Origin of the sequence: Caldithrix abyssi DSM 13497 (assembly GCF_001886815.1) — a bacterium.
Taxonomy (GTDB): Bacteria; Calditrichota; Calditrichia; order Calditrichales; family Calditrichaceae; genus Caldithrix; species Caldithrix abyssi.
The window spans coordinates 3362350-3384768 of sequence record NZ_CP018099.1; the positions used below are offsets into that span (position 1 = coordinate 3362350).

Annotated in this window: 16 protein-coding genes and 1 CRISPR repeat array; of the genes, 1 reads left to right on the forward strand and 15 read right to left on the reverse strand. The window is 45.4% G+C overall.

The window, feature by feature from the left end; genetic code table 11:
• Positions 1-2 precede the first annotated feature (2 nt).
• The 3 genes from Cabys_RS13110 to Cabys_RS13120 all read right to left on the reverse strand — a co-directional run bounded on the left by Cabys_RS13110 (position 3) and on the right by Cabys_RS13120 (position 4697).
• Complete coding sequence (locus Cabys_RS13110) at positions 3-596, reverse strand: DUF4382 domain-containing protein (RefSeq protein WP_006926551.1); 594 nt, start codon at positions 594-596, stop codon at positions 3-5.
• A gap of 226 nt (positions 597-822) precedes the next feature.
• On the reverse strand, positions 823-3546 hold the full coding sequence (locus tag Cabys_RS13115; RefSeq protein ID WP_006926556.1) for a LamG-like jellyroll fold domain-containing protein: 2724 nt from the start codon (positions 3544-3546) through the stop codon (positions 823-825).
• Between the two features lie 140 nt (positions 3547-3686).
• Positions 3687-4697, reverse strand: coding sequence for a LacI family DNA-binding transcriptional regulator (locus Cabys_RS13120; protein ID WP_044281468.1), 1011 nt, complete (start codon positions 4695-4697; stop codon positions 3687-3689).
• A gap of 849 nt (positions 4698-5546) precedes the next feature.
• Between Cabys_RS13120 and Cabys_RS13125 the strand changes: the two genes are divergently transcribed.
• Complete coding sequence (locus tag Cabys_RS13125) at positions 5547-5984, forward strand: hypothetical protein (RefSeq protein WP_006926558.1); 438 nt, start codon at positions 5547-5549, stop codon at positions 5982-5984.
• 16 nt (positions 5985-6000) lie between these two features.
• Here the strand turns inward: Cabys_RS13125 and Cabys_RS13130 are convergent, their stop codons facing one another.
• From Cabys_RS13130 to cas6, 12 genes are all read right to left on the reverse strand, one after another.
• Positions 6001-7752 carry a T9SS type A sorting domain-containing protein gene (locus Cabys_RS13130; protein WP_006926559.1) on the reverse strand — a complete coding sequence of 584 codons (1752 nt, stop codon included), beginning with the start codon at positions 7750-7752 and terminating at the stop codon, positions 6001-6003.
• Positions 7753-7858: 106 nt separating this feature from the next.
• Positions 7859-8413, reverse strand: a complete 555-nt coding sequence (locus Cabys_RS13135; protein ID WP_006926561.1) for a T9SS type A sorting domain-containing protein — start codon at positions 8411-8413, stop codon at positions 7859-7861.
• A 367-nt stretch (positions 8414-8780) separates the two neighbouring features.
• Entirely contained in the window at positions 8781-10367 is a 1587-nt protein-coding gene (locus tag Cabys_RS13140) for an IS1182 family transposase (protein WP_006926562.1), read from the reverse strand.
• Positions 10368-10699: 332 nt separating this feature from the next.
• Positions 10700-13511: direct repeats of the CRISPR family, unit length 36 nt; unit sequence GTCTTAATCCCTTCAAGCAGGTCATTCCTTTTCTAC.
• 265 nt (positions 13512-13776) lie between these two features.
• A complete protein-coding gene (gene cas2, locus Cabys_RS13145) occupies positions 13777-14058 on the reverse strand; it encodes a CRISPR-associated endonuclease Cas2 (RefSeq protein ID WP_006926563.1) in 282 nt (93 codons plus the stop codon).
• On the reverse strand, positions 14055-14330 hold the full coding sequence (cas2, locus tag Cabys_RS13150; RefSeq protein WP_006926564.1) for a CRISPR-associated endonuclease Cas2: 276 nt from the start codon (positions 14328-14330) through the stop codon (positions 14055-14057). Before cas2 (Cabys_RS13150) ends, cas2 (Cabys_RS13145) begins: the two co-directional genes overlap by 4 nt.
• A complete protein-coding gene (gene cas1, locus Cabys_RS13155) occupies positions 14327-15409 on the reverse strand; it encodes a CRISPR-associated endonuclease Cas1 (protein WP_006926565.1) in 1083 nt (360 codons plus the stop codon). Before cas1 ends, cas2 (Cabys_RS13150) begins: the two co-directional genes overlap by 4 nt.
• Positions 15410-15440: 31 nt before the next feature.
• Positions 15441-16595, reverse strand: a complete 1155-nt coding sequence (csm5, locus tag Cabys_RS13160) for a type III-A CRISPR-associated RAMP protein Csm5 (RefSeq protein WP_006926566.1) — start codon at positions 16593-16595, stop codon at positions 15441-15443.
• The gene (gene csm4, locus Cabys_RS13165; protein ID WP_006926567.1) at positions 16592-17611 is read right to left on the reverse strand and encodes a type III-A CRISPR-associated RAMP protein Csm4; all 1020 of its coding nucleotides are present in this window, start codon (positions 17609-17611) and stop codon (positions 16592-16594) included. Before csm4 ends, csm5 begins: the two co-directional genes overlap by 4 nt.
• Before the next feature lie 3 nt (positions 17612-17614).
• Entirely contained in the window at positions 17615-18340 is a 726-nt protein-coding gene (csm3, locus tag Cabys_RS13170) for a type III-A CRISPR-associated RAMP protein Csm3 (protein ID WP_006926568.1), read from the reverse strand.
• A gap of 43 nt (positions 18341-18383) precedes the next feature.
• Positions 18384-18770 (reverse strand): type III-A CRISPR-associated protein Csm2, encoded by a 387-nt coding sequence (gene csm2 / locus Cabys_RS13175; RefSeq protein WP_006926569.1) that lies wholly within the window; start codon positions 18768-18770, stop codon positions 18384-18386.
• A gap of 16 nt (positions 18771-18786) precedes the next feature.
• Complete coding sequence (gene cas10 / locus Cabys_RS13180; RefSeq protein ID WP_006926571.1) at positions 18787-21300, reverse strand: type III-A CRISPR-associated protein Cas10/Csm1; 2514 nt, start codon at positions 21298-21300, stop codon at positions 18787-18789.
• Positions 21293-22219: a CRISPR system precrRNA processing endoribonuclease RAMP protein Cas6 gene (gene cas6, locus Cabys_RS13185; RefSeq protein ID WP_006926572.1), complete on the reverse strand. Its 927-nt coding sequence runs from the start codon at positions 22217-22219 to the stop codon at positions 21293-21295. The genes cas10 and cas6 overlap by 8 nt, the downstream gene beginning before the upstream one ends.
• Positions 22220-22419: the final 200 nt, after the last annotated feature.

Sequence of the window (22419 nt, forward strand, 5' to 3'; positions counted from 1 at the left end):
TCCTATTTATTTATAAGCTCAAAACTTGGCGTAAAAATATAGGTATCGCGCCACCGCTTAATAGATTTGAACGCATTAAATTGTATGTAAATATTGTGCTCTTCATTCTCATCCGCAATAAACGGGCATTCCATGGTGATCAAAGGTTTATAGCCTTCTGGAATGTCGATGGGGAATGTAAGCCCGTGAATGGTAACCTCGTCCGGAGGATAAACAACGAACTCAATTCTTTGATATTGATTGGGCGGTATATGGCTTTCCACAATTTTTTGAGGAATAAATGAACCGCTCTGCCGTTCTAAAAGGTTGTATTCCGTCTCTTCATCCTTATATCCGCTAAAACTACTGAACAACTTGGCATAAATGCCTTCTTGCGAATAAACTTTCATTTGACTGATGGTAAGAGAGAAATCGTCTTTCGTGGTTACTGTGAGCGAATCGAAGCCAATCTGAATGGTTGTGTCTGCAGGGTTGGTAACCAGATAAATCCGCAAAACGGCCGGATCGGGGCTGGAACCTAAATGGTCGTTGCAGCACATCAACAGTAAAGCGCAAAAAATGCCACTCAAAAAGGTAAAAAGCCGTTTAAGTTTCATCAGATTGTTCACCTCTTTTAAATATGTTCCCATGCCATTTTAAAGCACTGGCAATTTAAAGAAACTGGCTTCCGGTCTTTCACCAACAGGCAGGCCGACCCACAGCCCTTGTGTAATTGTTTTCAGTCCTTTGCCCCGCTGGCCTGCGGGATTTTGACCGGAAAACCAGTTTCAAAGACCGGATCGTTACCAGCCATCAGCGCCGGTAACGATCCATGCTAAACTTTTACCTTAACAAGATCATCTTTTTAATGGCAGAAAATTCACCCGCTTTAATACGATAAAAATACACGCCGGATGGCAAAATCTTTCCGGAACGATCTCTACCATCCCAGGTAACGGAATGACTTCCCGCCGTCTTTTTGGAATTTACCAGAACGCGAACCTCTTCACCCAAAATATTATAAATAGTCAGCTCAACGTCGCTGGTTTTAGGAAGTTGATAGCTTATCGTCGTTGTCGGGTTAAAAGGATTCGGATAGTTCTGCGCCAGGCGGTATTTCACAGGAACTGAGGCCATATCTTCTTTATCCCGGATATCCGTTACAAATTCGTAATTCTGGATACGCAATTCATCGATGTAACCGTTTAAATAGCTATCGGATCCGCCGCCGCCAAAACCGACGAATAACGGAAAGCTGGTTTTATATTCATCCTTTAAGTCGCCTATGGGCATGGTATTTTCAAAAACGATTTGGTCCAGAGTGTCATGCACCACAAGGTAAGTATAATCGTATTCTTCATCATAGTAGAAATACATATGGTACCAGGTGTTTGGTTTAAAGATTCCCGGCTCGCTGGCGTTGTCGTAATAAGCGGAACCTGTGTAGTAACCCGCTAAAAAGGCATCGTCTGCGCGTACAAATCCATAGTAATTAGCCGTCCACCATGGATCGCCGCATTTCGACCAGATTCGTGGATTATTATTCCAGCTATCGCTTTTGCTCAAAATTTTAAAACAGGCTTCCACGCTGAATTTTTTACCCAGGTCTAATATGCTGGTATCGGCAAAGGTCACATAGGCGCCACCTTCTGCGCTGTTGTCCAGATACAATGCCTGTCCCATTCCCGGCCTGCTTTGCACAAACCCCACTTTATCTGACGAAGCAACGCCGTCCGGCAGGTTTCCGGAAGCATCGGACAGATCGCCATCAAAATGCGCGAGCAGAACCGTGTGCTCATCGGGCGTAAAAGGTTGCCACTTATACTCAAATTGTTTGGCGTAATTATAAATTTTAATCTCATCCATCAGGCCGTCAAAATACGGGCCGTAAGCATCGCCCGGCGCGTGACCGATATGCAATGCGCCTGAGGTGTAAATGGGCTTACCTAAGGCGACGCGCGATACTTTTTCAATGATCTTATCTTCAGCATCCAGAATGTAAAGGGTTGCCACCGTATCTTTAAAAACATAAGCAAGATGGTACCAGCTCCCCATGGTTAAAGCCGTGTCGCTGGTAAAGTTATTCCAGCCTCCGGGGTCGCAATAACTGCCAACTTCGATCTGCCCGGAAGCGGTGCCCTTGATTTCGTAATTGGGCATGTACCAGGTGGGCGAACCTTCTTTAATAATGAGCCTTAAATTTTGCTCCAGCTTGTTCGGCTTAATCCACATTTCCACCGTGAACTCATAGCAATCCATAAAAGGCGTGGGGTCGGCTGTAATATAACCGTTGCCGTCAGGATTAAATTTAGCGGCATATTGGCCGCTGACCGCATCGCTAACGTAAGAGACATCTCCGTTAATGGTACAGGTGGTGGCGTAGGGAGATTTGTCGATGGGCTGGCCGCTGCCTTCTTCAAAGTCAAGATAAAAGACCAGCGCTTTTTCTACAATAATGGCAAAGCTGTAATATTCTTCCGGCGCTTTTAGCGGATCAACCGCAACCTGGTCGTTATTATCGGTCGCTTCGATGTAAAATTTTATGGAGGTGCCGGGTTGCTGACCCGGAATAAAAGCGACAAACGTATCTCCAGCCGTATTGGTCATCGGGAGATCGATCCAGTCCTGACCGACATTATATTTTAGAACAACCGATTTCAGGCCATCGGCGTCTGTTACTATGGTTTTAACTTCATAGGGGCCTTCGGTATCCGTGGTGTTCTCCGGCACGGTCGTCCCGGTAATAATCGGTGGAATGGAAAATTCTCTGGCGATATTGCTAATTCTTACTTCATCAATAAAACCATCCAGCCACGAATTCCCGCCTCCGCCGCCTTCGCCAATGTGCAGCGGCCAGTCGCTAGTTGCAATGACATAAGAAGTATCTTCGATTGTACGATGCAACATGACCAGTAAATTACCGTCTTTATCGTGAATCAAAAGCTGTTCCGTACGCGGATAGACGTCGTGATTATAAATAAAGGCAATATGATACCATTTCATGGTCTCCACAAAATTAAAATCGAGCCTCAAATCGCCATTAAAAACCCAGCTTGAGTCTTGCGGATTAATGCCCATAAAACCGCCGCCGAAAATATAGGTATCGTTGTAACTATCTCCCATCAACCAGTAATTGGGAAACCACCAGCTATTAGGATAGGAGGAATTGACCGCATAAGGCTTGGCCAGAATTCGCGGAGCGCCCCGCCAGTCGCTCCAGCCTTCACCAAAAGTCAGGAAATAAACCCATGCTTCCAGCGTAAAAGAGCCCTGCAGATCCAGCGCCGCGGTATCGGGCACCAAAACGCGAGACGAATCGGATATAGCGCTGTTATTCAGATAGAGACACTTATCGAAGTTCGCAAGCCCCGGAACAAAACTGTAATCGCCATAGCCCGTACCGCCGGCCGTCTGGCCGGAAGCGTCGCTCAAATCGCCATCAAAGTGTAAAAGAAGAACTGTATGCTCATCCGGCGTGTACGGATTTAAAAAATCCACCTGAGCATACAGGGCATTTAAACCTGCTAAAAACATTAAAGCTACAAAAAGCAGTAAAATACGCTTCATAACTACACCCCTCCTTTTGAGGTTTAACATTTGAGTTACCTAAGACCCTGAAAAACTAAACACGACTTTTTTTCGCTCACCTCCTTTCCAATTTTTTTCAATCATCTCTGCACACGTTAGCAGAAACGTGCAAAAAAAAATCAGGCCGACTCCCTGACGATTAAACGCGTTTTAAGAACTTCTTTTACAAGGGAAACTTCTTCGACCTGGCTGTCTATCTGTTGCAGAAGCAGTTCAGCCGCCTTTTTTCCCATCTCATACGCCGGCTGATGTACGGTTGTAAGCGGCGGATGCACAAACGAAGAGATGGGGTTGTTGGAAAAACCGACGATGCCCATATCGTCCGGAATCTTGAGCCCTTTTTGTTTTAGAACGTCGTAGGCGCCAATGGCCACCGGATCGTTCACCGCAAAAATGGCATCCGGACGCTCCGTCAACTCGAGCAGGGCTTTCATTCCATTGCGCCCATCCTGCTCCTGCAAGCCGCCCCAGTACACATAGGCTTCATTGGGCGTAAGACCGTTATTCTTCAGGGCGTCCTTATACCCCAGGTACCGATTGCGGGCGATGTTCAAATTTTTACTTCCGGCCAGATGCCCTATCCTTTTATATCCTTTTTTGATTAAATATTCGGTCGCTTTATATGCGCCATCATAATCATCAACCACCACTTTACTGGCTTCAAGGTCTTCGCAAACGCGGTCAAAAAAGACGATTTTGCCGTCCTGCTCCATAAATTTTTTAAAGTGATCGGAACTGGTGGTGGTCTGCGAAATGGAAACCAATAGCCCCGAAACATGGCTGGAAATAAAAGCATTTAAGTTCAGGATTTCGCGCTCCATCTGTTCGTTCGATTGCGCCACAAGAATCACATACCCAGCCTCATAAGCCACCTCTTCTATGCCGCTGATGACGGCAGAAAAGAAATGGTGTTTTATCTCCGGCACAATAACGCCTATGCTATTGGATTTTTGTCGTTTCAGACTGCGAGCCAGGTAGTTGGGACGGTAATTCATTTGCTGTGCGGTTTCTTTCACCAGACGTTTGGTTTCTTCATTCACATCAGGGTGGTCACGCAGGGCGCGGGACACGGTGGTGTAATGCAGATTCAATTTAGCGGCAATGTCTTTAATGGTCGGATACGTTTTCAACGCTTTTTCCTCACACGTTTTCGCACACGTGTGCAATATAATTACAGATTTTTCCCTTGTCAAATAATTTTCGCCGTTTTCAGATAAAGTTTTTATCAAAAAAAACCGTCTCCTTTCTTTTGCCAGACCCGTTTTTACTTAGAAAGCTACTTTGTAGGAGTTTAGGAGTTTAGGAGTTTAGAGGTTTAGGGGGGTTGAGGTGGTTTTTGAACCTTGATTAATATGATTACAGGATTAACTTGATTTTTTTCACCTGTGAAGGGTTACTCTCAAATTTAAAACGAAATTTTATAGGCATAAAAAGCAAATCATGGTAATCACGAAATCAAGTAAATCAGGGTTCAAGATTGATTGGCCGCCGGCCTGCTACTCCTTTTCTCGCATTTGCCCGAAACTGGCCAGCGCAGGAATCACTTACACCGTTGGAAACAATCTTATAGGCTCAACTTCCCCTGGCAATTTAATTTTTAACATTCTTTGCGCTCTGTGGTCGCTTAAAATAATTTGTTTATTTATTTTCTGATTCCGTAGAACAGAGCCAACCAAAAAAATTATTTTTTTTTTTAAATATCTGTGAAATTTGCGTGGAAAATAATTACGACTTAATCCTCGCTCCGATCGTCGGCATCTATATTTTTCGGTGTAGCCCCCAGTAAATCTGAACGATCACGCCTGTTTTAAATAAAAATTCTAAAATTAACGGCGGTGGCTATTGAATTACATCGCACATTCCCCTAACTTTACGCCGATCAGAGAGAACCATGTTTTGCCTTTAACGGTCGCATCCGTTTTGGGCACATAGGCGCAATACGTAATCATCAAAATCTGAATGATTTTAAAGGACAGAAAATGATTGAGCAACTTAAACCTGGTCTGCCCCGCAAGTGGCTGTTGTTGTTTTCAGGAATAATATGGAGCGGTACCGGAATTATGCTAAATTTTTTTGCCCTGCGCTGGATGGTGGAATTTAACCTCAGCCAGATTATTTTTGTGATAACGGCAGGAATTCTACTCGGCAGCGCGATCGCCCGCTTCGGCTTTAGCATGGTGGCTAATAAAAACATCAAGCGTATTCTGGCTTATACCGGTCACGTTTGTGCATTTGCCTTTCAGGAATGGAAATCGTATGTGCTGATTGCCGTAATGATGACCATTGGGCTTTTTATGCGTACCACCGAGCTGATTCCTAAATTTCTGCTGGCTCCCCTTTATATGGGAATCGGTTTTGCCCTCTTTTTAGCCAGCTTTTTGTACTATCAGAGCTTTTTCAGGGAGCCAGCAAAATAACATTATCTCCTGTTCATTATCTCATCAAAATCATTTTTTGCGTTTTTGTAAACTTTTCTGACTGTAAAGTTACAAAATAAATTCCGGAAGACAGATTGACCGCATTCCATTTCATTTCATATTGTCCGCCCGAAATGGCCCCTTCGTACAAAACATCTACTAACTGTCCCATAGAATTGTAAACAGAAAGCTTAATGTGCTGTAATTCACTGTTTAGCGTTGGTACGTCAAAGCGAATGGTCGTTTCAGGATTGAAGGGATTGGGATAATTTTCATGTAGTGCAAATTCTTTTATGACTACAGCCCTTTGTTTAAAATCGATTCCCTTGGCATTCGGCGTGGCATTGACGGTGGAATGATAAGTAATAACGCCGTTCATATCACGGTCGGCAAGACGATAATAATAAGTAAAACCGTTATAAACGGCTCTATCGGTAAAGGCGTAATTCGTTTCCTTACTTGTTGAACCCTGCCCTTTGATTTCTGCAAACAGTTCAAAATTTTCCCCGTCCATACTCCGTTCCACTAAAAAGGCTTCGTTATTAACCTCAGAAGCAGTACTCCATTTTAAAGTTACAACGCCGTCGCCGGCTATTGCGTTGAATGAAGTCAATGCAACAGGAAGAGAAACATCGCCCCCTGAAAGCGGTTCATTACTAAGCGTAGTGTTAATTGTGCCAGCGACAAGAAAGATCGCTGCATTGTTTTGTACAACGCCTTGAATTACGCCGCTGGCATCCGTCGCCAGATCGCAAGTTACAAAATAGTATTTGGCGGTTGTCTGAAGGTCATCGGAAAAATCTGAAAAGCTGATGCTATTTCCGTCCCCAGGATCGTTAAGCACCGTAGCGCCCAACTGAATATCGGTTGAGGGATCAAATGAGGCATCCGTGCTGGACCATAATTTAAAATTACTGGCGCCCGATCGTGTGCCATTGAGAACAAAATTTGCCCCTACGAACCTGCTGCTGCCACTTTCTGTTGACAATGAAAAGCGACCGAAAGGCTGATTAATGGCGCCTGGCGTTAATCCTCCTGGTACATAATTACTCCCATTTGTAAAGATAACATTAACTGCCGGGTCCAGCGCATTCTTAATTTCATTAGCCGAAAGAACCCTATCCCAGACCTTCATGGAATAAATTTTTCCTCCGGTTGTCCATTCACTATTTGTCGCCTGATCATCATAGAAAAATCCAAACCTGCTGATCCCGCCTCCAACATTAAATGGCTCGCCTTCACCCTGGTCATTAAAAGAAAATTCTTCCGTAACCGTACCATCCGTATCTACCAAATAGGCGGTATATGTATCCGTTAACCCATCACGCGTAATAATGATGTCGTACATCGTATTGGCTAAAATCGTTTTGGTTCCAGAAGGAGATCCACTTCCAAAAAACTTTAGAACTCCATCCAAAAAATATAATCCATTATCACTGGCTTCATTCTTATAATCAATGATTTTTCTATAACCGGTTACCGTCTCGTATTCTACCCTTATGCCTACGGAATAATCCCCAATATTATCCAACGTTAGGTCTAATGTTAGTCCTCCACCCGGATTAGTATTTGCCGTCCACTGCCAATAGGTATAATCACCGCTGCCGCCAAATGTGGATGAAAATGTGTTGGGATACACGGATAAAGTGCCGTTGGATGTTTCATTATTTAAATTGCCGTTAAAATAGAAGACGGCGATGGGGTCGTTTGCAAATAGCCCATTCATAAAGAAAAGTAAAATCACAATATAAACAATGATACCTTTCATTTTTTTCTCCTTTTTTTTAAATAATTCATTTAAGATTACTTTTTTTTGAAAAATGCAGATTCTTCATCATTTTTTCCCTTCCCTTTTATCCTACTTTTATATTTTTTTAAATTTGCGCCAATTGTTCTGATTGTAAAGTTACAAAATAAATTCCGGAAGACAGATTGACCGCATTCCAATTCATTTCATATTGTCCGCCCGAAATGGCCCCTTCGTACAAAACATCTACTAATTGTTCCATAGAATTGTAAACAGAAAGCTTAATGTGCTGTAATTCACTGTTTAGCGTTGGTACGTCAAAGCGAATGGTCGTTTCAGGATTGAAGGGATTGGGATAATTTGCATGCAGTGCAAATTCTTTTATGACTACAGCCCTTTGTTTAAAATCGATTCCTTTGGCATTCGGCGTGGCATTGACGGTGGAATGATAAGTAATTACGCCGTTCATATCGCGGTCGGCAAGACGATAATAATAAGTAAAACCGTTATAAACGGCTCTATCCGTAAAGGCGTAATTCGTTACCTTACTTGTTGAACTTTGCCTTTTATTTTTTTGTAGCAGTTCAAAATTTTCGTCAACCGTATTGCGGTTAAAAAATAACGGCGGGCTGAGGAACGTTTTAAGGCTTAACCTGATCGATATGCAAAAAGATAGTATCATGGTTTTCGATTCATATTTTTATCAAAATTTATTTATTTTTGCGCTTCTGCAATTACCTTACATCTGAAAAGGAAATCCGTGCAGAAGTGGCAAGGCCAAAATATTTTGCTTCTTAATATATAAGTCGGTAACACATCTGTTTTTTAAAATTTTTCAGCTTTTTTTACAAAGAGCTTAACAAAAACCCATAAAATGGTTTGGGATATTTTGCAAAAGTATTTTTTGTGGAATGATAACTATTTCTGGGGGCTAACAAGAGTGTAAGAATGGAAGGGTTGGAAGGTTGGATGGTTGGATGGACACTGGGATGTCATTTTGAACGGAGCCACGCCAGGGAGGCTGTTGCATGGGGGGGAGGAATTAATGCTTATATTCTCCGATATTGATAATTTTTTCTCATTCTTAAGCGTTGGGCAAAATATAGAATTAAAAACGCCAAAATATTCTTTGAAAATAAAATTAATAGATCATCTTTTTCTTGTGATGCTGTTATAAACGCTGCTAAACGTTTCCCTAACATATTTTTAAATAGAACATTAATATTATGCCCAATACACATTAACGTAAATTCACTACGAACATTATTAAGACCAGATAAGGAAAATCCACGATAGCCTAAATTATGCTTCAAGTTACCAAAAACAGGTTCAACTGTCACCGAACGCTTTTTTAGTCGTTCCTGCGCCGCTGAAGTTTGTAACTTTTTCGCCATACGTTCGCAATAACTCTCATTAACTGAACGATGGATTTGCTTAACTTTCTTTTTACTGGAAATGCATAAATTAATTAAGGGACAATCCTGACAATCATTGGAACGATATACGATCCGTTCGCTATTTCTCTCAACTGGAAAAAGCTTCTTACCCGTCGGACATTCATAGTAATCTCCCTGTTCATGATACACAAAATCACTTCGTTTTAGTTTTCTTTCTTCTTTTTGCAATTCTTCCTTGGAGGTTGGTGTCTCCTTTATCGAACGATTGGATAACTGGGGATCGGCTATTACGGCATCAATCTGCTTTTCTTCCAATTCTTTTAGGTCTGTGCTATTGTGATAACCGGAATCGGCCGTGTAAGATCGCTTATCATCTGAACCAAGATTCTTCTCTACTTGTTCTTGAATCGGTATGAATTGACCCTGGTCGTTGGGCTGGCTTACGACTTCATGAGCTACTATTAAATGACTGGACATATCTACGCCTAATTGTGCGTTATAGCCCGGTCCATCCACCGAAGGCATCATGCGGGCATCCGGCTCTTTTACATTTATTTGATGTCTTGAACGGTGTTCTGATTTGAGCTGTTTCTTACGCTCTTTCAATTGGGCTTTACGTTCTAATATCTCTTTCTCTAAGCGCTCAAGCCGTTCTTTCTCCGCTCGAAGAGTTTCTAAATCTAATTCATCCGTGGCCCCCTGTTCTACAAAATTACAGCGCTGCATGTATTGCTTGATCTCTGCTCTTAACTTCTCTATACGTTTGTCTAATTGATCCTCAGTGTAGCCATGACGCTTACTGCTGTGCGCTTTGATTTTCGTGCCATCTATGGCTATCTGGTTGAAACTACTTATGCCTTCGGCCTGGGCAATTAAAAGTATCTCTACAAAATATTGGTCTAATAAATCCAAATGTGCCTTGCGAAAACGACTTAATGTACTATGATCCGGATGCTGATTCCCAGTGATATAAATGTAGCGCGTATCATATTTACACAATTCCTCCAGCTTACGGGTGCTGGTAATGCCGTTACTATAAGCATAAAACCATAAGGCAAGCATCATGTCTGGGGCATAAGAATCACCGCCTTGTGAACTATAACGGGAATAAAGTGCACTTAAATCAAGGCGCGAAACCAACTCCACTACAAATCGACTCTTTGGATCGTCTCTGGCAAAATCTTCCACACTATAGCCAAAGAGATTCATTTGTGAGCGATTATAAGTAATAAAACTCATGGAATTCCTTTGTTATTACTTGTTTTATCTGTCGCCCAGAATTTACAAATTTTTTGAATTTTACTCAAACTGAATTTGCAACAGCCTCCAGGGCAGGACGGAATGAAGGCCAGCCCTGGAAAAACATGCCAGGTTTAATGATTAAAGGTTCAAATAAAAGCGGCCATGCTTTTGCGGCTTTAATAAAGGTTGCTTGCACTGGTTGCCTGCACTGGTTGCTTGCACTGGTTGTCAGTTGTAATTTCGGTCTGCTGTACCCATCTCCCAGATTTTTATTCTGGGATTAGGCAAGAATCTTTCACAGGCTCTGAAAAGGATTTCGCTTCGACCGCGTCTTAATCCCTTCAAGCAGGTCATTCCTTTTCTACAAAAGGATCGGAACCGATTAAAACCAAAATCGGTTTCGATTTCGTCTTAATCCCTTCAAGCAGGTCATTCCTTTTCTACTTGTGCGTAGTTAAACAAAAAAGGAGGAGAAAAAATGAAAAAGTCTTAATCCCTTCAAGCAGGTCATTCCTTTTCTACATGGCTTTACGTCGGCTATTGGCCACGTTGACACTGCGTCTTAATCCCTTCAAGCAGGTCATTCCTTTTCTACCAATTTGCTACTGACGAGGAAATTAAAAGAGGCCTTGCTATGGTCTTAATCCCTTCAAGCAGGTCATTCCTTTTCTACGTGTCTGGTTTTTCTTAAGTGATGAAACATATCGTGGGGTTAGTCTTAATCCCTTCAAGCAGGTCATTCCTTTTCTACCCGGCTTGCCGAAGCGGTCGATTTTAACCCTATCAAAGCAGTCTTAATCCCTTCAAGCAGGTCATTCCTTTTCTACCCTATTATGTTTATATTGTGTTATCCCCAATCCCACTTCTGAGTCTTAATCCCTTCAAGCAGGTCATTCCTTTTTTACTATTATCCGGCCCAGCGCCTCAGCCCGGACCGTGAGTGGTTCAGTCTTAATCCCTTCAAGCAGGTCATTCCTTTTCTACCTAAAACATGCTCACGAGATTGTTAGAGTTACAGAACATAGAGGTCTTAATCCCTTCAAGCAGGTCATTCCTTTTCTACGTCTTCTATTTCGGGGAACTATTCCCCGATTGGGAAGACCTGTCTTAATCCCTTCAAGCAGGTCATTCCTTTTCTACACGTCAACCAAAAGGAGGTTTATTATGGATAAATTTATAGGTATTGTCTTAATCCCTTCAAGCAGGTCATTCCTTTTCTACGGGTCTTCTATTTCGGGGAACTATTCCCCGATTGGGAAGACCTGTCTTAATCCCTTCAAGCAGGTCATTCCTTTTCTACGAATTTTAACCTTGAGGAGAAAAGTCATGGAAAAAGTAATCGTGTCTTAATCCCTTCAAGCAGGTCATTCCTTTTCTACGTACGGACGGATCAATGATTATTTATTCTTAAAATTGGTCTTAATCCCTTCAAGCAGGTCATTCCTTTTCTACAGTACTTAGTGCTCAAGACCTATCCAAAGCATCAGCTGATTAGTCTTAATCCCTTCAAGCAGGTCATTCCTTTTCTACTGAATAAAGGAGCGACGAAATGAATACTATATATGATGGTCTTAATCCCTTCAAGCAGGTCATTCCTTTTCTACTGGATTCCTAAGAAGGCGATTGAGTCTATCCAAGAGACTGGTCTTAATCCCTTCAAGCAGGTCATTCCTTTTCTACAATTATTACCATTGTAAAAGGAGGCAAAAACGGATTACATGTCTTAATCCCTTCAAGCAGGTCATTCCTTTTCTACTGTTAGATCAAATCAAAAGAAGAGTAGAAAAAGGAAAATGGGTCTTAATCCCTTCAAGCAGGTCATTCCTTTTCTACTCCGGAAACCAGTCAGTCGCCATATAAAGCCCCAGCAGCCGTCTTAATCCCTTCAAGCAGGTCATTCCTTTTCTACAAAAGGAAAATGGTGGGACACCGTAATATTCTACAGCGGTGAGTCTTAATCCCTTCAAGCAGGTCATTCCTTTTCTACTATAGTGAAGAAAATGAATAAAGGAGCGACGAAATGAATACTAGTCTTAATCCCTTCAAGCAGGTCATTCCTTTTCTACTTTGAATCCGTTCTTAGACTTATTAATAAAATGATAATAGGTCTTAATCCCTTCAAGCAGGTCATTCCTTTTCTACCAGTTAGAATTATTGCAAAAAGGAGATCTTAATGGTAGGTCTTAATCCCTTCAAGCAGGTCATTCCTTTTCTACTGGCTTTACGTCCGTCGTAGAGCCTTCCCTTCTTTATCCTCGTCTTAATCCCTTCAAGCAGGTCATTCCTTTTCTACTCTACAGCGGTGATCCTAAGGTGTTTAATCCAGAAACTCAGTCTTAATCCCTTCAAGCAGGTCATTCCTTTTCTACTTAAAAGAAAAGGAGTAAAAGATGTTAGATCAAATCAAAAGGTCTTAATCCCTTCAAGCAGGTCATTCCTTTTCTACACAGAGAAAAATGCCGAAGCATTACGCAAGCTGGTTAAAAGGTCTTAATCCCTTCAAGCAGGTCATTCCTTTTCTACACGGTTATTAGTGGAAACTCAATTACTGCATGCAGAGAGGGAAGTCTTAATCCCTTCAAGCAGGTCATTCCTTTTCTACAAGGCAGCAATTTATGCTCGCAATGAGTTCGGAATGCGAAGCGGTCTTAATCCCTTCAAGCAGGTCATTCCTTTTCTACAAAAATAATTTACAAAGAATTTGAAAAGGGGGGAAAGTCTTAATCCCTTCAAGCAGGTCATTCCTTTTCTACTAAGTTCTGCCCAGAGTGCGGAGAACCACTGGCTTTTCACGGTCTTAATCCCTTCAAGCAGGTCATTCCTTTTCTACTATGTACTACTTAGTTTGTCTTTTTGTAGGCTTTCTTTTCGGTCTTAATCCCTTCAAGCAGGTCATTCCTTTTCTACTGCCGCAGTATAGCATTTAAAACCGCTTGGCATTCTGAAAAATGTCTTAATCCCTTCAAGCAGGTCATTCCTTTTCTACAAAGGTAACAAATTAGTTACTTACGCAGGGCTTTACCAGAGTCTTAATCCCTTCAAGCAGGTCATTCCTTTTCTACATTTTGGGAAGAAATAGACGATAACGAGCTCCCCAATTCCGGCGTCTTAATCCCTTCAAGCAGGTCATTCCTTTTCTACTCCGGCAGCCGCCAACCCGCTCATATCAGGGATTGACATAGCCTCGTACGCGAACCTTCTTTCTTTTCTCGTATCTTTTTATCCTATCCCCGCTCCACCTTCGCTTTTCTCAAAGCTACTCCCTTGTTTTCAAAGAACTTACAAAGCCTGCGCGAACCCCCTGCTAAATAGGCGCTTTTTACCTGTTACGCCCGGTTCGCGCAAATCTACTTTGATCTGTTTGCATAGCGCTTAAAGGCCTATGCCTTACGCAATGGAGCTCACTTCAATAAATATAGTATTCCTCGTTCGGTTCCTCGTCGTAACGTCCCTTACCGTATTTCTCTCGCTTCTGCCAGTCTGCCTCGCACAAATTAAAATAAACCACATAATCCTCATCCGCAATTATTTTTTGTATCTCTTTACGCAATTTCGAAATCTGTTCCGCCTCCACCTCCAGCTCAAATACCGATTTCTGCGCCCGCGTGCCGTAATTTTGTATCGTTTTTGCTACACGCCGCAAACGCTTTGCATCGCGTATGTCGTATAGTACCAGCCAATGACTCATAATATCTCAAAAGGCTCCAATTTTAATAGTTCGCCGTTCCCGTCGCTTAAAGGATGCTGCGCGCATTTATCGCACAACGGATAAATGAAAAAGGCGTCCTCTTTTTCGTCGATCAGCTTGCGCACCTCGCGCCGAATGTGTGCCATGCGCTGCGCATCCACGTCGCATTGAAAAAACGATTTTTGCACGCGCAAACCCTGGTCCTCCAAAAACCTGGCCACGCGCTGCAATCGCTTTCTTTCCGCAATATCGTAACACACCAGATAGATCATCGTATGCCAAATGGTTGGTAATACTGCTCTTCCCCGCTAATCACGCGCCGTAAATGACGCGCCTGATATCGAATGATCTGCTTGTAACTCATCCGCCGCTCGGCCCAGGGATGCATGATCTCTGTTTCCAGACGCTTCTCAAAATGCGTAATCACCCTGGTCAATCCTTTTTTGGTCAGCAAAATTCCCACGCTACTGCGCGGCAAAATCTGCGGCTCGTCGCCCTCTTTTACGATCTCCATCTCCAGCGGAAACTCGTCGTCGTCGCTCCGGAAATTCACCTCCCGAAAATCATCCTCGTCCAGAATCCCCAGGTTAAAAAGCGACGCGGTTAACATGTCCGACAACGGTACGCGAAACTCTTCCATCATGTCGAAAGCAAGCCCCACTTTGCCGTAATTGAGCGCGTGAAAAAAACTGGCGTAAGGATCCAGCCCCTCCGTTTCAAGCGCCGCTTCCACGCGGTTTTTGATCAGCGTGTACAAAAAGCTCAATACCGCATTCACATTGCTTTTTGGCGGATTCATGGAACGACCGGGAAAATCGGCCCAGTCAACCAAAAAAGCGTATTTGTAAATAGAAAAATAGAGCCGGGCCGCGCTACCCTCCAATCCGCGCAAACGTTCTTTACTATCCGCTTCCTGAACTTTTTTTAGCAGATCGTTCATCTGACCGATAGCCTGAGTAACCTCCGCCGCCTTGCGCTCGCGACGGATGCGCTGGGCAAAAACCAGTTGATTGCGAATCTTGCCCCCGGCAATGGCCCGCGCCATCTGCAAGCTAAATTTCTCGTCGTCCAGCAAACGGAACTGACGCAATCTTAAAAAGATATTCTTACCCCGGTTAAAGGTAATCTTTCCGTTGAATTTGCCGTTCTTGTTCAAAAACACCGTATCTATCTGATGGTGCATCAACAGTTTTAAGGCCGGGGTAGTAATGTCGATATTGCCGATCAAAACCAGTTGGTCCGTGCGGAAAGGGAAAATCACCCGTTGCGTGTTGTCCTCGTACTTCAACACCAGGGTTTGCCCGCTTTTGGTCAACCGCGCCCGATCGGCCGCTACATACACGGTGGACATAACCATACCTCGCTTGATGATACCATTTTTTTTAAACCGCCCTAACTGCTTTCACCGTTATGGTGGCCCAGCCCGGCGGCACACTCGGCAGATCGTTTTGTACGACTAAACGCCGCGTTTTCGGAAAATCCTCCGCCTCTCCTTTTCCCAGATTGTAAATACGGCGCACCATTTCCTTTTGTGCGGGCGTCAACCAGTCGCCGGTCATAAAGCGCCAGCCGCCGCCCCAGCTCAAACGAACCAGATACTCGTTTTCGGCAAATTTTCTTTCCAGAATGGAGCGTTCGTAAAACCGTTTCACTTCCCTGAACTCCATTTCCTCAAAAAAGTCCTTTTCGCCTTCCGCTAACTTCAAAAAATGGGCGTGCACCCGCGGCCAGAACTCATCCGCCGAAGGTAAAGAAAAGGGCGTGGGCTTAAATTTTTCGTGCTCCAGCAAAAAGCGGTCTAAAACAACCCTCGTTGTTTGCGACAAAGCGTCCGCGCCCAGCGCCTCCAGCACAATAGAAGTGGCCTGCCGCGCCCGCTCGCGCGACAAATTTTTACGCTCTTTGCCCAGCAGTTTAAAAGCGTAACCCTGGCGCGTGCGCGTTAAAATCTTAACCTGAAAAAGAGCCAGCTCTTCCTTTTCAAAAGCCGCATCCTCCACCTGCAGGGCGCGCAGCCAGTCGTTCTGAGGATGGTCGCCAAACAAATATTTTTCCACCTTTTGCGCCGCGTATTTATCCCTAACCTCTCTGCTCTGCGGTAAAAGGCGATCGATCTGCCTGGCGTCCGGCGCCTGCTCCAGCAAATAGCCCCACAGGGCGGTGCGCAGCGCGCCTTTAATCGAGCTGCCGGGAATCAGCGGAACGCCCAGCCCGCTGCGCAACTGACTTTTGATCTCATTTATATTAATAGAATCCACAGGCAACCGGTAGCGCACAAATTCATTGCTCTGCCAGCCCACCCTGCGGAAAAATTTGTACAACGACGGACCTTCCGTTTGCAGCTCTTTGAAATAGGCGTCTTTAATCGACGGATCGGCCTGTTCGATCTTCTTTTGCAGGCGGTGGCTATCGTAAACGGTTAGCAGGTTTTGAAATATTTCGAAATCGGCGTTGCGCAGGTAGTTCTTTCCGCTACCCACATGCACGGGTGTCAGGGTTTTTAGGCGACAGTCAAAAACGATTTTAGTGGAATTCATGGCGCCTCCTTTGCAATGATGGTGGGAATATCAAAGGCCCGGCCGTAGCGGTAAACGTTAAACGGCACGTCCGGCAGCGCGTCTTTTTGCAAAACCACAGGATTCGTTCCAGGAAAGCGCATCGCGCCCGCAGGCCGTTTAAAAAGCGAGCCCTCGCCAAACATCAGCGTCTGGCCTAGCCGTTTTCCGCGCGCCTGAAAATGGGCGGCGTATCCTTTGCGACGCGCCAGCTTAAAACGCGCGCCGGACTCCAACAGTTCTTCCACTTCCGTCGGTTGCGGAAAGTAAAGCGACAGGGTGGTAAAAAAGGCGCTTTGCTGCGGCGCGTCCAGTTCCATTTCAGCGCTTTCAAAACGGAAAAAGCCGCGCCCCACCGTACGATCGGAGCCCAGGCCTTCGTCGGCTAAAAGACGCAACGCCGCTTCAAAATGGCGTCGGGCGCGCTCGTCTTTAAATTCGGCCAGAAAAAAGAGGCCGGCCCCTTTAGCAAAGGTCATTTGCGAAAAGTAGAAAATTTGCCCCTCTGCGCCGCTGCCCGTAAAGCGGTCCACCGTCACGCGCGGCCGTTCGTAAATGCCAAACAAGGGGCCTTTTTGCAGTCCGTCAATCTCTTCCAGCGTTAAAAACTCTCGCTGCGTAGCGTAAAAATGCAGTTCTTTTAGCGCCGGCTGCCGCCCGTTGATCAGGGCCTCAAACAACTTTTGATCCACATATTTAATCTTTTTAAGATCTTTCAAGCGCCCCGGCTGCGTTTCATCCAGACCATCCAGCAAATAATCCAGCGCGCCCAGAGGCGGCGGAAAAAAAAGACGCTCCTTAAAAAAGGGAAAGGCCGAGCTAAGGTAAAAGGGCAAATCGTCAAAATCGAACGGCAGCCCCAGGGTAAAGTGCGCGCTAACCAGCGCCCCCCAAAGGGTGTCCGATGGCACGTAGGGCACCAGTTTTTCGGCGCCGATGCCCTCTTCGCCAATGCGCAGCGGCGTTTCAAAGGTTAAACGAAAAATGGCGTAGTTCATGGTCTATTCTCCCTTTAATTCTGCGGGAACCTCAAAGTCCATCTCTTTTTCCGTTCCGTTTTCCAGATAGGCTTTCCTATCTTTGTAGGTCAACTGCCGCACCGTAAAACACACCTTGCCGTAACCGCGCGTGCCGTTTCCGCCCAGGTAATCGTCCTGCACCAGCTTTAAGGCGTCAAACACCGTGTTTAACAATTCCTCCTCGTCGTCTTCTTCGTACACATTGACCACCATTTCCATCTCAAACAGCGCACCGGCCGGCACGCGTTCGATCTGGCGCGGATTAGCTTTGGAAGTCAGGCGATCGATGGTCACCTCGGTTTTGATCTCGGTAAAGGGCATGTCGGTGTTTTCGGCATCGGCCAGCGCGTCGGCATTGCTCAGATGCGCGTCGCGCACAATCAAACGCGTAGGCGTCGATTCCGTTTCCTTATCAGCCGAAACGCCAAACACCTTTCCAATGCGATGATTCACGTCTTTGCTCGGTAAATAATCGCCGTTTTTGATGTAGAACTGGCCTTCCAGCTTTTCCAGCAGGGAGCGCATTTTGCCTTTTAATGAAGAGCCGGGAATGTACGGTTCGTTGCTAATTGGATCGCGAATCACCACCGAATCCGCCCCGCCAATGGACATACCTAACGAAGAACCGCCAATGTGCAAACCGGTGCGGGCTTGAATTTCGCCGCGAATAAAGATCTTTTTGCTTAAAATTGCTTTGTTTTCAGCCATGGTCTTTATCTCCTTTATGGTTTGGATTTTTATTTTTTATCGATTAATTTCCGCCGTGCGCGCGGTGATAGGCCAGAATGGCTTCCACAATACGACAAAAGTTTTTAAAGTAATGCTCTTGCTTATCTTCTTCGGCGTTCATAATAAAATCAAGGCATTGATCCATCACCTTTTTAAACTCGCCGTAACCTCTGGAGCCCTGACGGGCCTGTCCATACGCCAGCAAAGGTTTAAGCATGTAAAATTTTGTTTTGGTATTCTTAAAACCTTTCATCTCAATTGTTTTAAGGGTGCTGTAAAAATTTCTGAACTGAGAACTAGTTAAGCGGCCGTTTTTCAGAACGCGTCCGAATTGATTCGCAAAATCCACAAATTCTTTACTGGCGCCGCCAATTTTAATCCAATCGGTTTTAAATGTTAATGGCTCCATAATTCCTCCTGCTGTTTTATCTGGTTAAATAATCTACCCATTGCGTTAAGGTCGGCAAAAGTTCGATGAAGGGGCGCGCGCCGGCTTTTTCCCGCTCATCGCCGGCCAAAAGGCGCATCAGCTCATCGATTAAGGGACTTAACGACCGGTTGCGCTCTTTAAAGCGCGTTAAGTCGTAAACCATGCGCCATAACCAGCGTTCGTGACGCGCCAGGTTTTTGATCTGCGCCGCGTTAAAGCTCTGGCGTTGCAGTTCCAGGTAGCGTTTCTGGTACTCTTCCACAATGCGCCACAGGTGATTGACCAGAGCGCGGTCGTACCGTCCGTCGGCTTTTTGAATGTTTTGCAGGATTTGCTCTTTAAGGTTTTCCAGTTCAAACCATTCATTCCAGCTTAAAGGCAAACCAAAGGCTGTAAAGGCGTTTTTGCTCAGCCCATGGACGCTAAATTTCTTGGCCGTCTCTTCGGCCTGCCCGGCGTATTCTGCGGATTTGTAGATGGGAAACTTGCCGCCAGTGATGGTCAGGCCGCCAGACATGGTAAAGGCCGGATTGTAACAGGTAAAGGCGGCAAACTTTTTGCGGATTTCCAGCGCTTTTTCCATAACCACATCCCAGGCGCCCACAATGAACAAATCGTCGCCGCCAGCGTACACAATGGCGCAACGCGCCGCTTCCTCATCCGCAATCAGCTGATTCAAATAGCCGCTAAAAAACAGGCTGAGCTGGCCGCTGAGGGTGGTCAGACGCGCCAGGGAGTAAAAATGGCCGTTTCCTTCGCCCTCTGCGCTTTTAACACGGTAATGGCGTAACCCCCTGCTAAAGATCATACCCAGGTTGTCCACATCCATGCGCAAAACGCCCAGCTTTTCGAAGCCCGTTTGACCGCGACCGGCAATTTCGTCAAAGGTGGCGTCCAGCTTGCGCGTGCCGCCGTAGTGTTTAAAACCAAGCTGAAAACGGGCCAGATCAGCCGCTCCCAGCCGTTCTTTGGGCAGGCGATTTTTGAACCATTCGTTTTCAAAAAGCGCGTCGTAACAGGTGTCGTTAAATTGAAATATCTGATCGCCGCTTTTCAACTTTTGCAACCATTCGGTATCCAGCTTCTGGTGTAAATAAATTCTTTTGCCCAAAAAGAGATCGAACTTGCTGCCGGCCTTTTTTTCGCGCGTCAGCACCAGATATCTGGCCTTTTTCAGTTGTTCGCCCTTTTTCAAAAGCTCAACGCACACCGGGCAAAGCTGCGCGTTGTTGATCGTTTTCAGTTCGCGCTCTTCGGCCTCGCCGTGGCAGGCGTCGCAGGTTTTCAAATCGCCTTTGCCAGGCCCGAAATAATCTTTGTATTTTTGACGGTTTTTCAACAGGGTAATAAACGGTTGCTGCGCCTGGCGCTGCAAACCGCGGTTCACCGCCTCCCATTTTTGCCACAGACGACCGTTTTTCAACATCAAATCATCGCCGCTCAGTTCGGTAAAGGCGCTGCGTAAATGGATCGCCCCGCTAAATTTGTCGAACAGGTCTTCGTTAACCGCCTGACTAACGCCCGTAATGGTTTCGATGGTTTGCGGCGTGTTGGGCAGCAGCAGGTAAAATTTTCCGCCGCTGGAATAGATGATGTTCACACGCGTCAGCCCCAGCGCCTCGGCAAAGTGTTCGGCTGCCAGATCGCTTAAAATCTGAATGTAAAACGAACGGCCCTTGAGCAGCGAATAGGCGCCTTTAGAAGAGATCTGGTAAATAAAGTTCTGAATACCGCCCAGGTCGCCGCTAAACAACAAAAATTTCTTTTGCGCGCGATTCTTAATCTTTTCTACGTCGTTCAGCGTGTTGTCCGCTTTGTGAAAAACGTACAGGCAACTGGCCAGCGCGGCCGTGGTTTTAGCGTGTTCAAACAGGCTAACGTCCGGGAAATCCCGTTTGCGCGTGGTGGAAGGTACCGCCCACCAGAACTTTTGCAGCAGAAAATACAGGGTGTCGATCTTTTGGTCGATATCGTGCCTGAGCAGTTTTTCAAATTCCGCATCGAACTGGCGGAACAGGGCCTGATAATCGTCTCTCAAATCAAGACTTTCCGGCGCCTCGCGCGGAAAGGCGTTCGCCTCGTCGGGTTGCAGGGCGCGCAGCGGTAAGTAATACCGCCCTTCGATGGCCTGGCCGTCATCCTCCAGAGCCACAAATTCGGTTACCGGTTTAAGCGGGGTTTTGAACTTTTGCGTCCCGCCTTCGCGCTCGTCTGCGGCGTACGAGGCCCGTTCCATGCCAGAAGACAGACGATCGGCCTCGGCAATCATCCATTCCATGGGACTGCTGTCCGATGGTTTGTGATGCATGGCCGCGTAGTTGAACCAGGGCGGCTGACGCGAACCGTCCCATTGAATCCGCGTCCTTAAAAATTTTTCGGTTGCCGCCGCGTGAGCCCATTGAAAACGCGCCGCTTCCGCGTCCGAAAAAGAAAACTCCTGCGGGCTTCCTCTCTCGGCAAACTTGCCCACGTCGTGCAGCAAACCGGCAAGCACAATGTCTTTAACCATGAACTTCTCCTTCCACAAAGGTGACTTTTATTTTGCCCAATCCAAAGCTGGTGTTTTTACCCACATGAAAAATTTCGGCGCCCTTTAACAAAGAAAGCGCCATAGCCGAGAATTGCCCCTCCACAGATAAAATGCCTACCACGCCGCCCAGACGCATCTGCCGCTTTTGCCGCGCCGACCAGCGCACGTAGTCCTTCCACTGCATCTGCGCGTTTTCAGAGAACACTTCGATCTGCGGAAAGGGCATGCGCACAAAATCTTTAGCGCCGTACGTTCCCACTAAAATCTCCATCCGCCGTTTGGCCGCCTGTAAAACATCTTCCACGCTCATCTCCTTTAAATACCTTCCATCTTTTTTAAAGCGTACAGGCGTCAAAAATTCCAAAAATAATTTGCCTTTTTTTATGGTTTCTTCTTCCAAAAGCTGCCAGTGGTAAGGGCCGCCAGGCAGATTTAGCTTTTCGTCCTTAAACGACGGCTGCCCGTTAATCTTCAGTTCGTCGATTTTGTAGCGCACCCTGTTTTTAAAAATGCCCGTTTCTCCTGCGCGAATAAAACTCCAGAAAATAATGGGAATGTATTCCGCCGCCTGGCCGATTAAAATCATTTTTAGATTCAAACGCTCCGTGGACTGGCTTTCCCCAACGTCGCTGGACATCACAAAGGGATGCGAGGCGAAATTGCGGCCGTACAGAACCGGATTGTCGCGCGTAACCGGCGATTCAAACACAAACGAGTAAGCGCATTTAAAACGCAGTGTGCACCTTTCGCACATCCTGGAGCGAAAGGGACAGATCAGATAAAAAAGCTCCTTGCCTAACAACGAACGAAAATAAAACACAGGATGTCTGTTAAAAATTACAGGTTTTTCGAAGTGCAAAGCCATTTCCATGGTTTGATACGCAAGTTGCCAGCTCATTTGCATGCTCCTATGTTTCAATTACAATAATTTGCAGGATTAAAATGATTAAACGAGTTACCGATTAAAAACAATCGATCAGAGGATTTTTATTAACAGCCAATCACAGTTTCACAGGTAAATAGAAGATACAAAAGATAGAATTGTTACGCAATATGCAGGTCTGCTTTTTCAAATGACGGCGGGGTGGACAGTCATTC

Coding starts and splice junctions, on each gene's coding strand:
- cas1 (WP_006926565.1), bottom strand. CDS start 15,409: ATGTCCACCGTGTATGTAGCGGCCGATCGGGCGCGGTTGACCAAAAGC.
- Cabys_RS13135 (WP_006926561.1), bottom strand. CDS start 8,413: ATGATACTATCTTTTTGCATATCGATCAGGTTAAGCCTTAAAACGTTC.
- Cabys_RS13110 (WP_006926551.1), bottom strand. CDS start 596: ATGAAACTTAAACGGCTTTTTACCTTTTTGAGTGGCATTTTTTGCGCT.
- cas10 (WP_006926571.1), bottom strand. CDS start 21,300: ATGGTTAAAGACATTGTGCTTGCCGGTTTGCTGCACGACGTGGGCAAG.
- Cabys_RS13125 (WP_006926558.1), top strand. CDS start 5,547: ATGATTGAGCAACTTAAACCTGGTCTGCCCCGCAAGTGGCTGTTGTTG.
- Cabys_RS13140 (WP_006926562.1), bottom strand. CDS start 10,367: ATGAGTTTTATTACTTATAATCGCTCACAAATGAATCTCTTTGGCTAT.
- csm2 (WP_006926569.1), bottom strand. CDS start 18,770: ATGGAGCCATTAACATTTAAAACCGATTGGATTAAAATTGGCGGCGCC.
- cas2 (WP_006926564.1), bottom strand. CDS start 14,330: ATGATCTATCTGGTGTGTTACGATATTGCGGAAAGAAAGCGATTGCAG.
- Cabys_RS13130 (WP_006926559.1), bottom strand. CDS start 7,752: ATGAAAGGTATCATTGTTTATATTGTGATTTTACTTTTCTTTATGAAT.
- cas2 (WP_006926563.1), bottom strand. CDS start 14,058: ATGAGTCATTGGCTGGTACTATACGACATACGCGATGCAAAGCGTTTG.
- csm5 (WP_006926566.1), bottom strand. CDS start 16,595: ATGAATTCCACTAAAATCGTTTTTGACTGTCGCCTAAAAACCCTGACA.
- cas6 (WP_006926572.1), bottom strand. CDS start 22,219: ATGAGCTGGCAACTTGCGTATCAAACCATGGAAATGGCTTTGCACTTC.
- csm4 (WP_006926567.1), bottom strand. CDS start 17,611: ATGAACTACGCCATTTTTCGTTTAACCTTTGAAACGCCGCTGCGCATT.
- Cabys_RS13115 (WP_006926556.1), bottom strand. CDS start 3,546: ATGAAGCGTATTTTACTGCTTTTTGTAGCTTTAATGTTTTTAGCAGGT.
- csm3 (WP_006926568.1), bottom strand. CDS start 18,340: ATGGCTGAAAACAAAGCAATTTTAAGCAAAAAGATCTTTATTCGCGGC.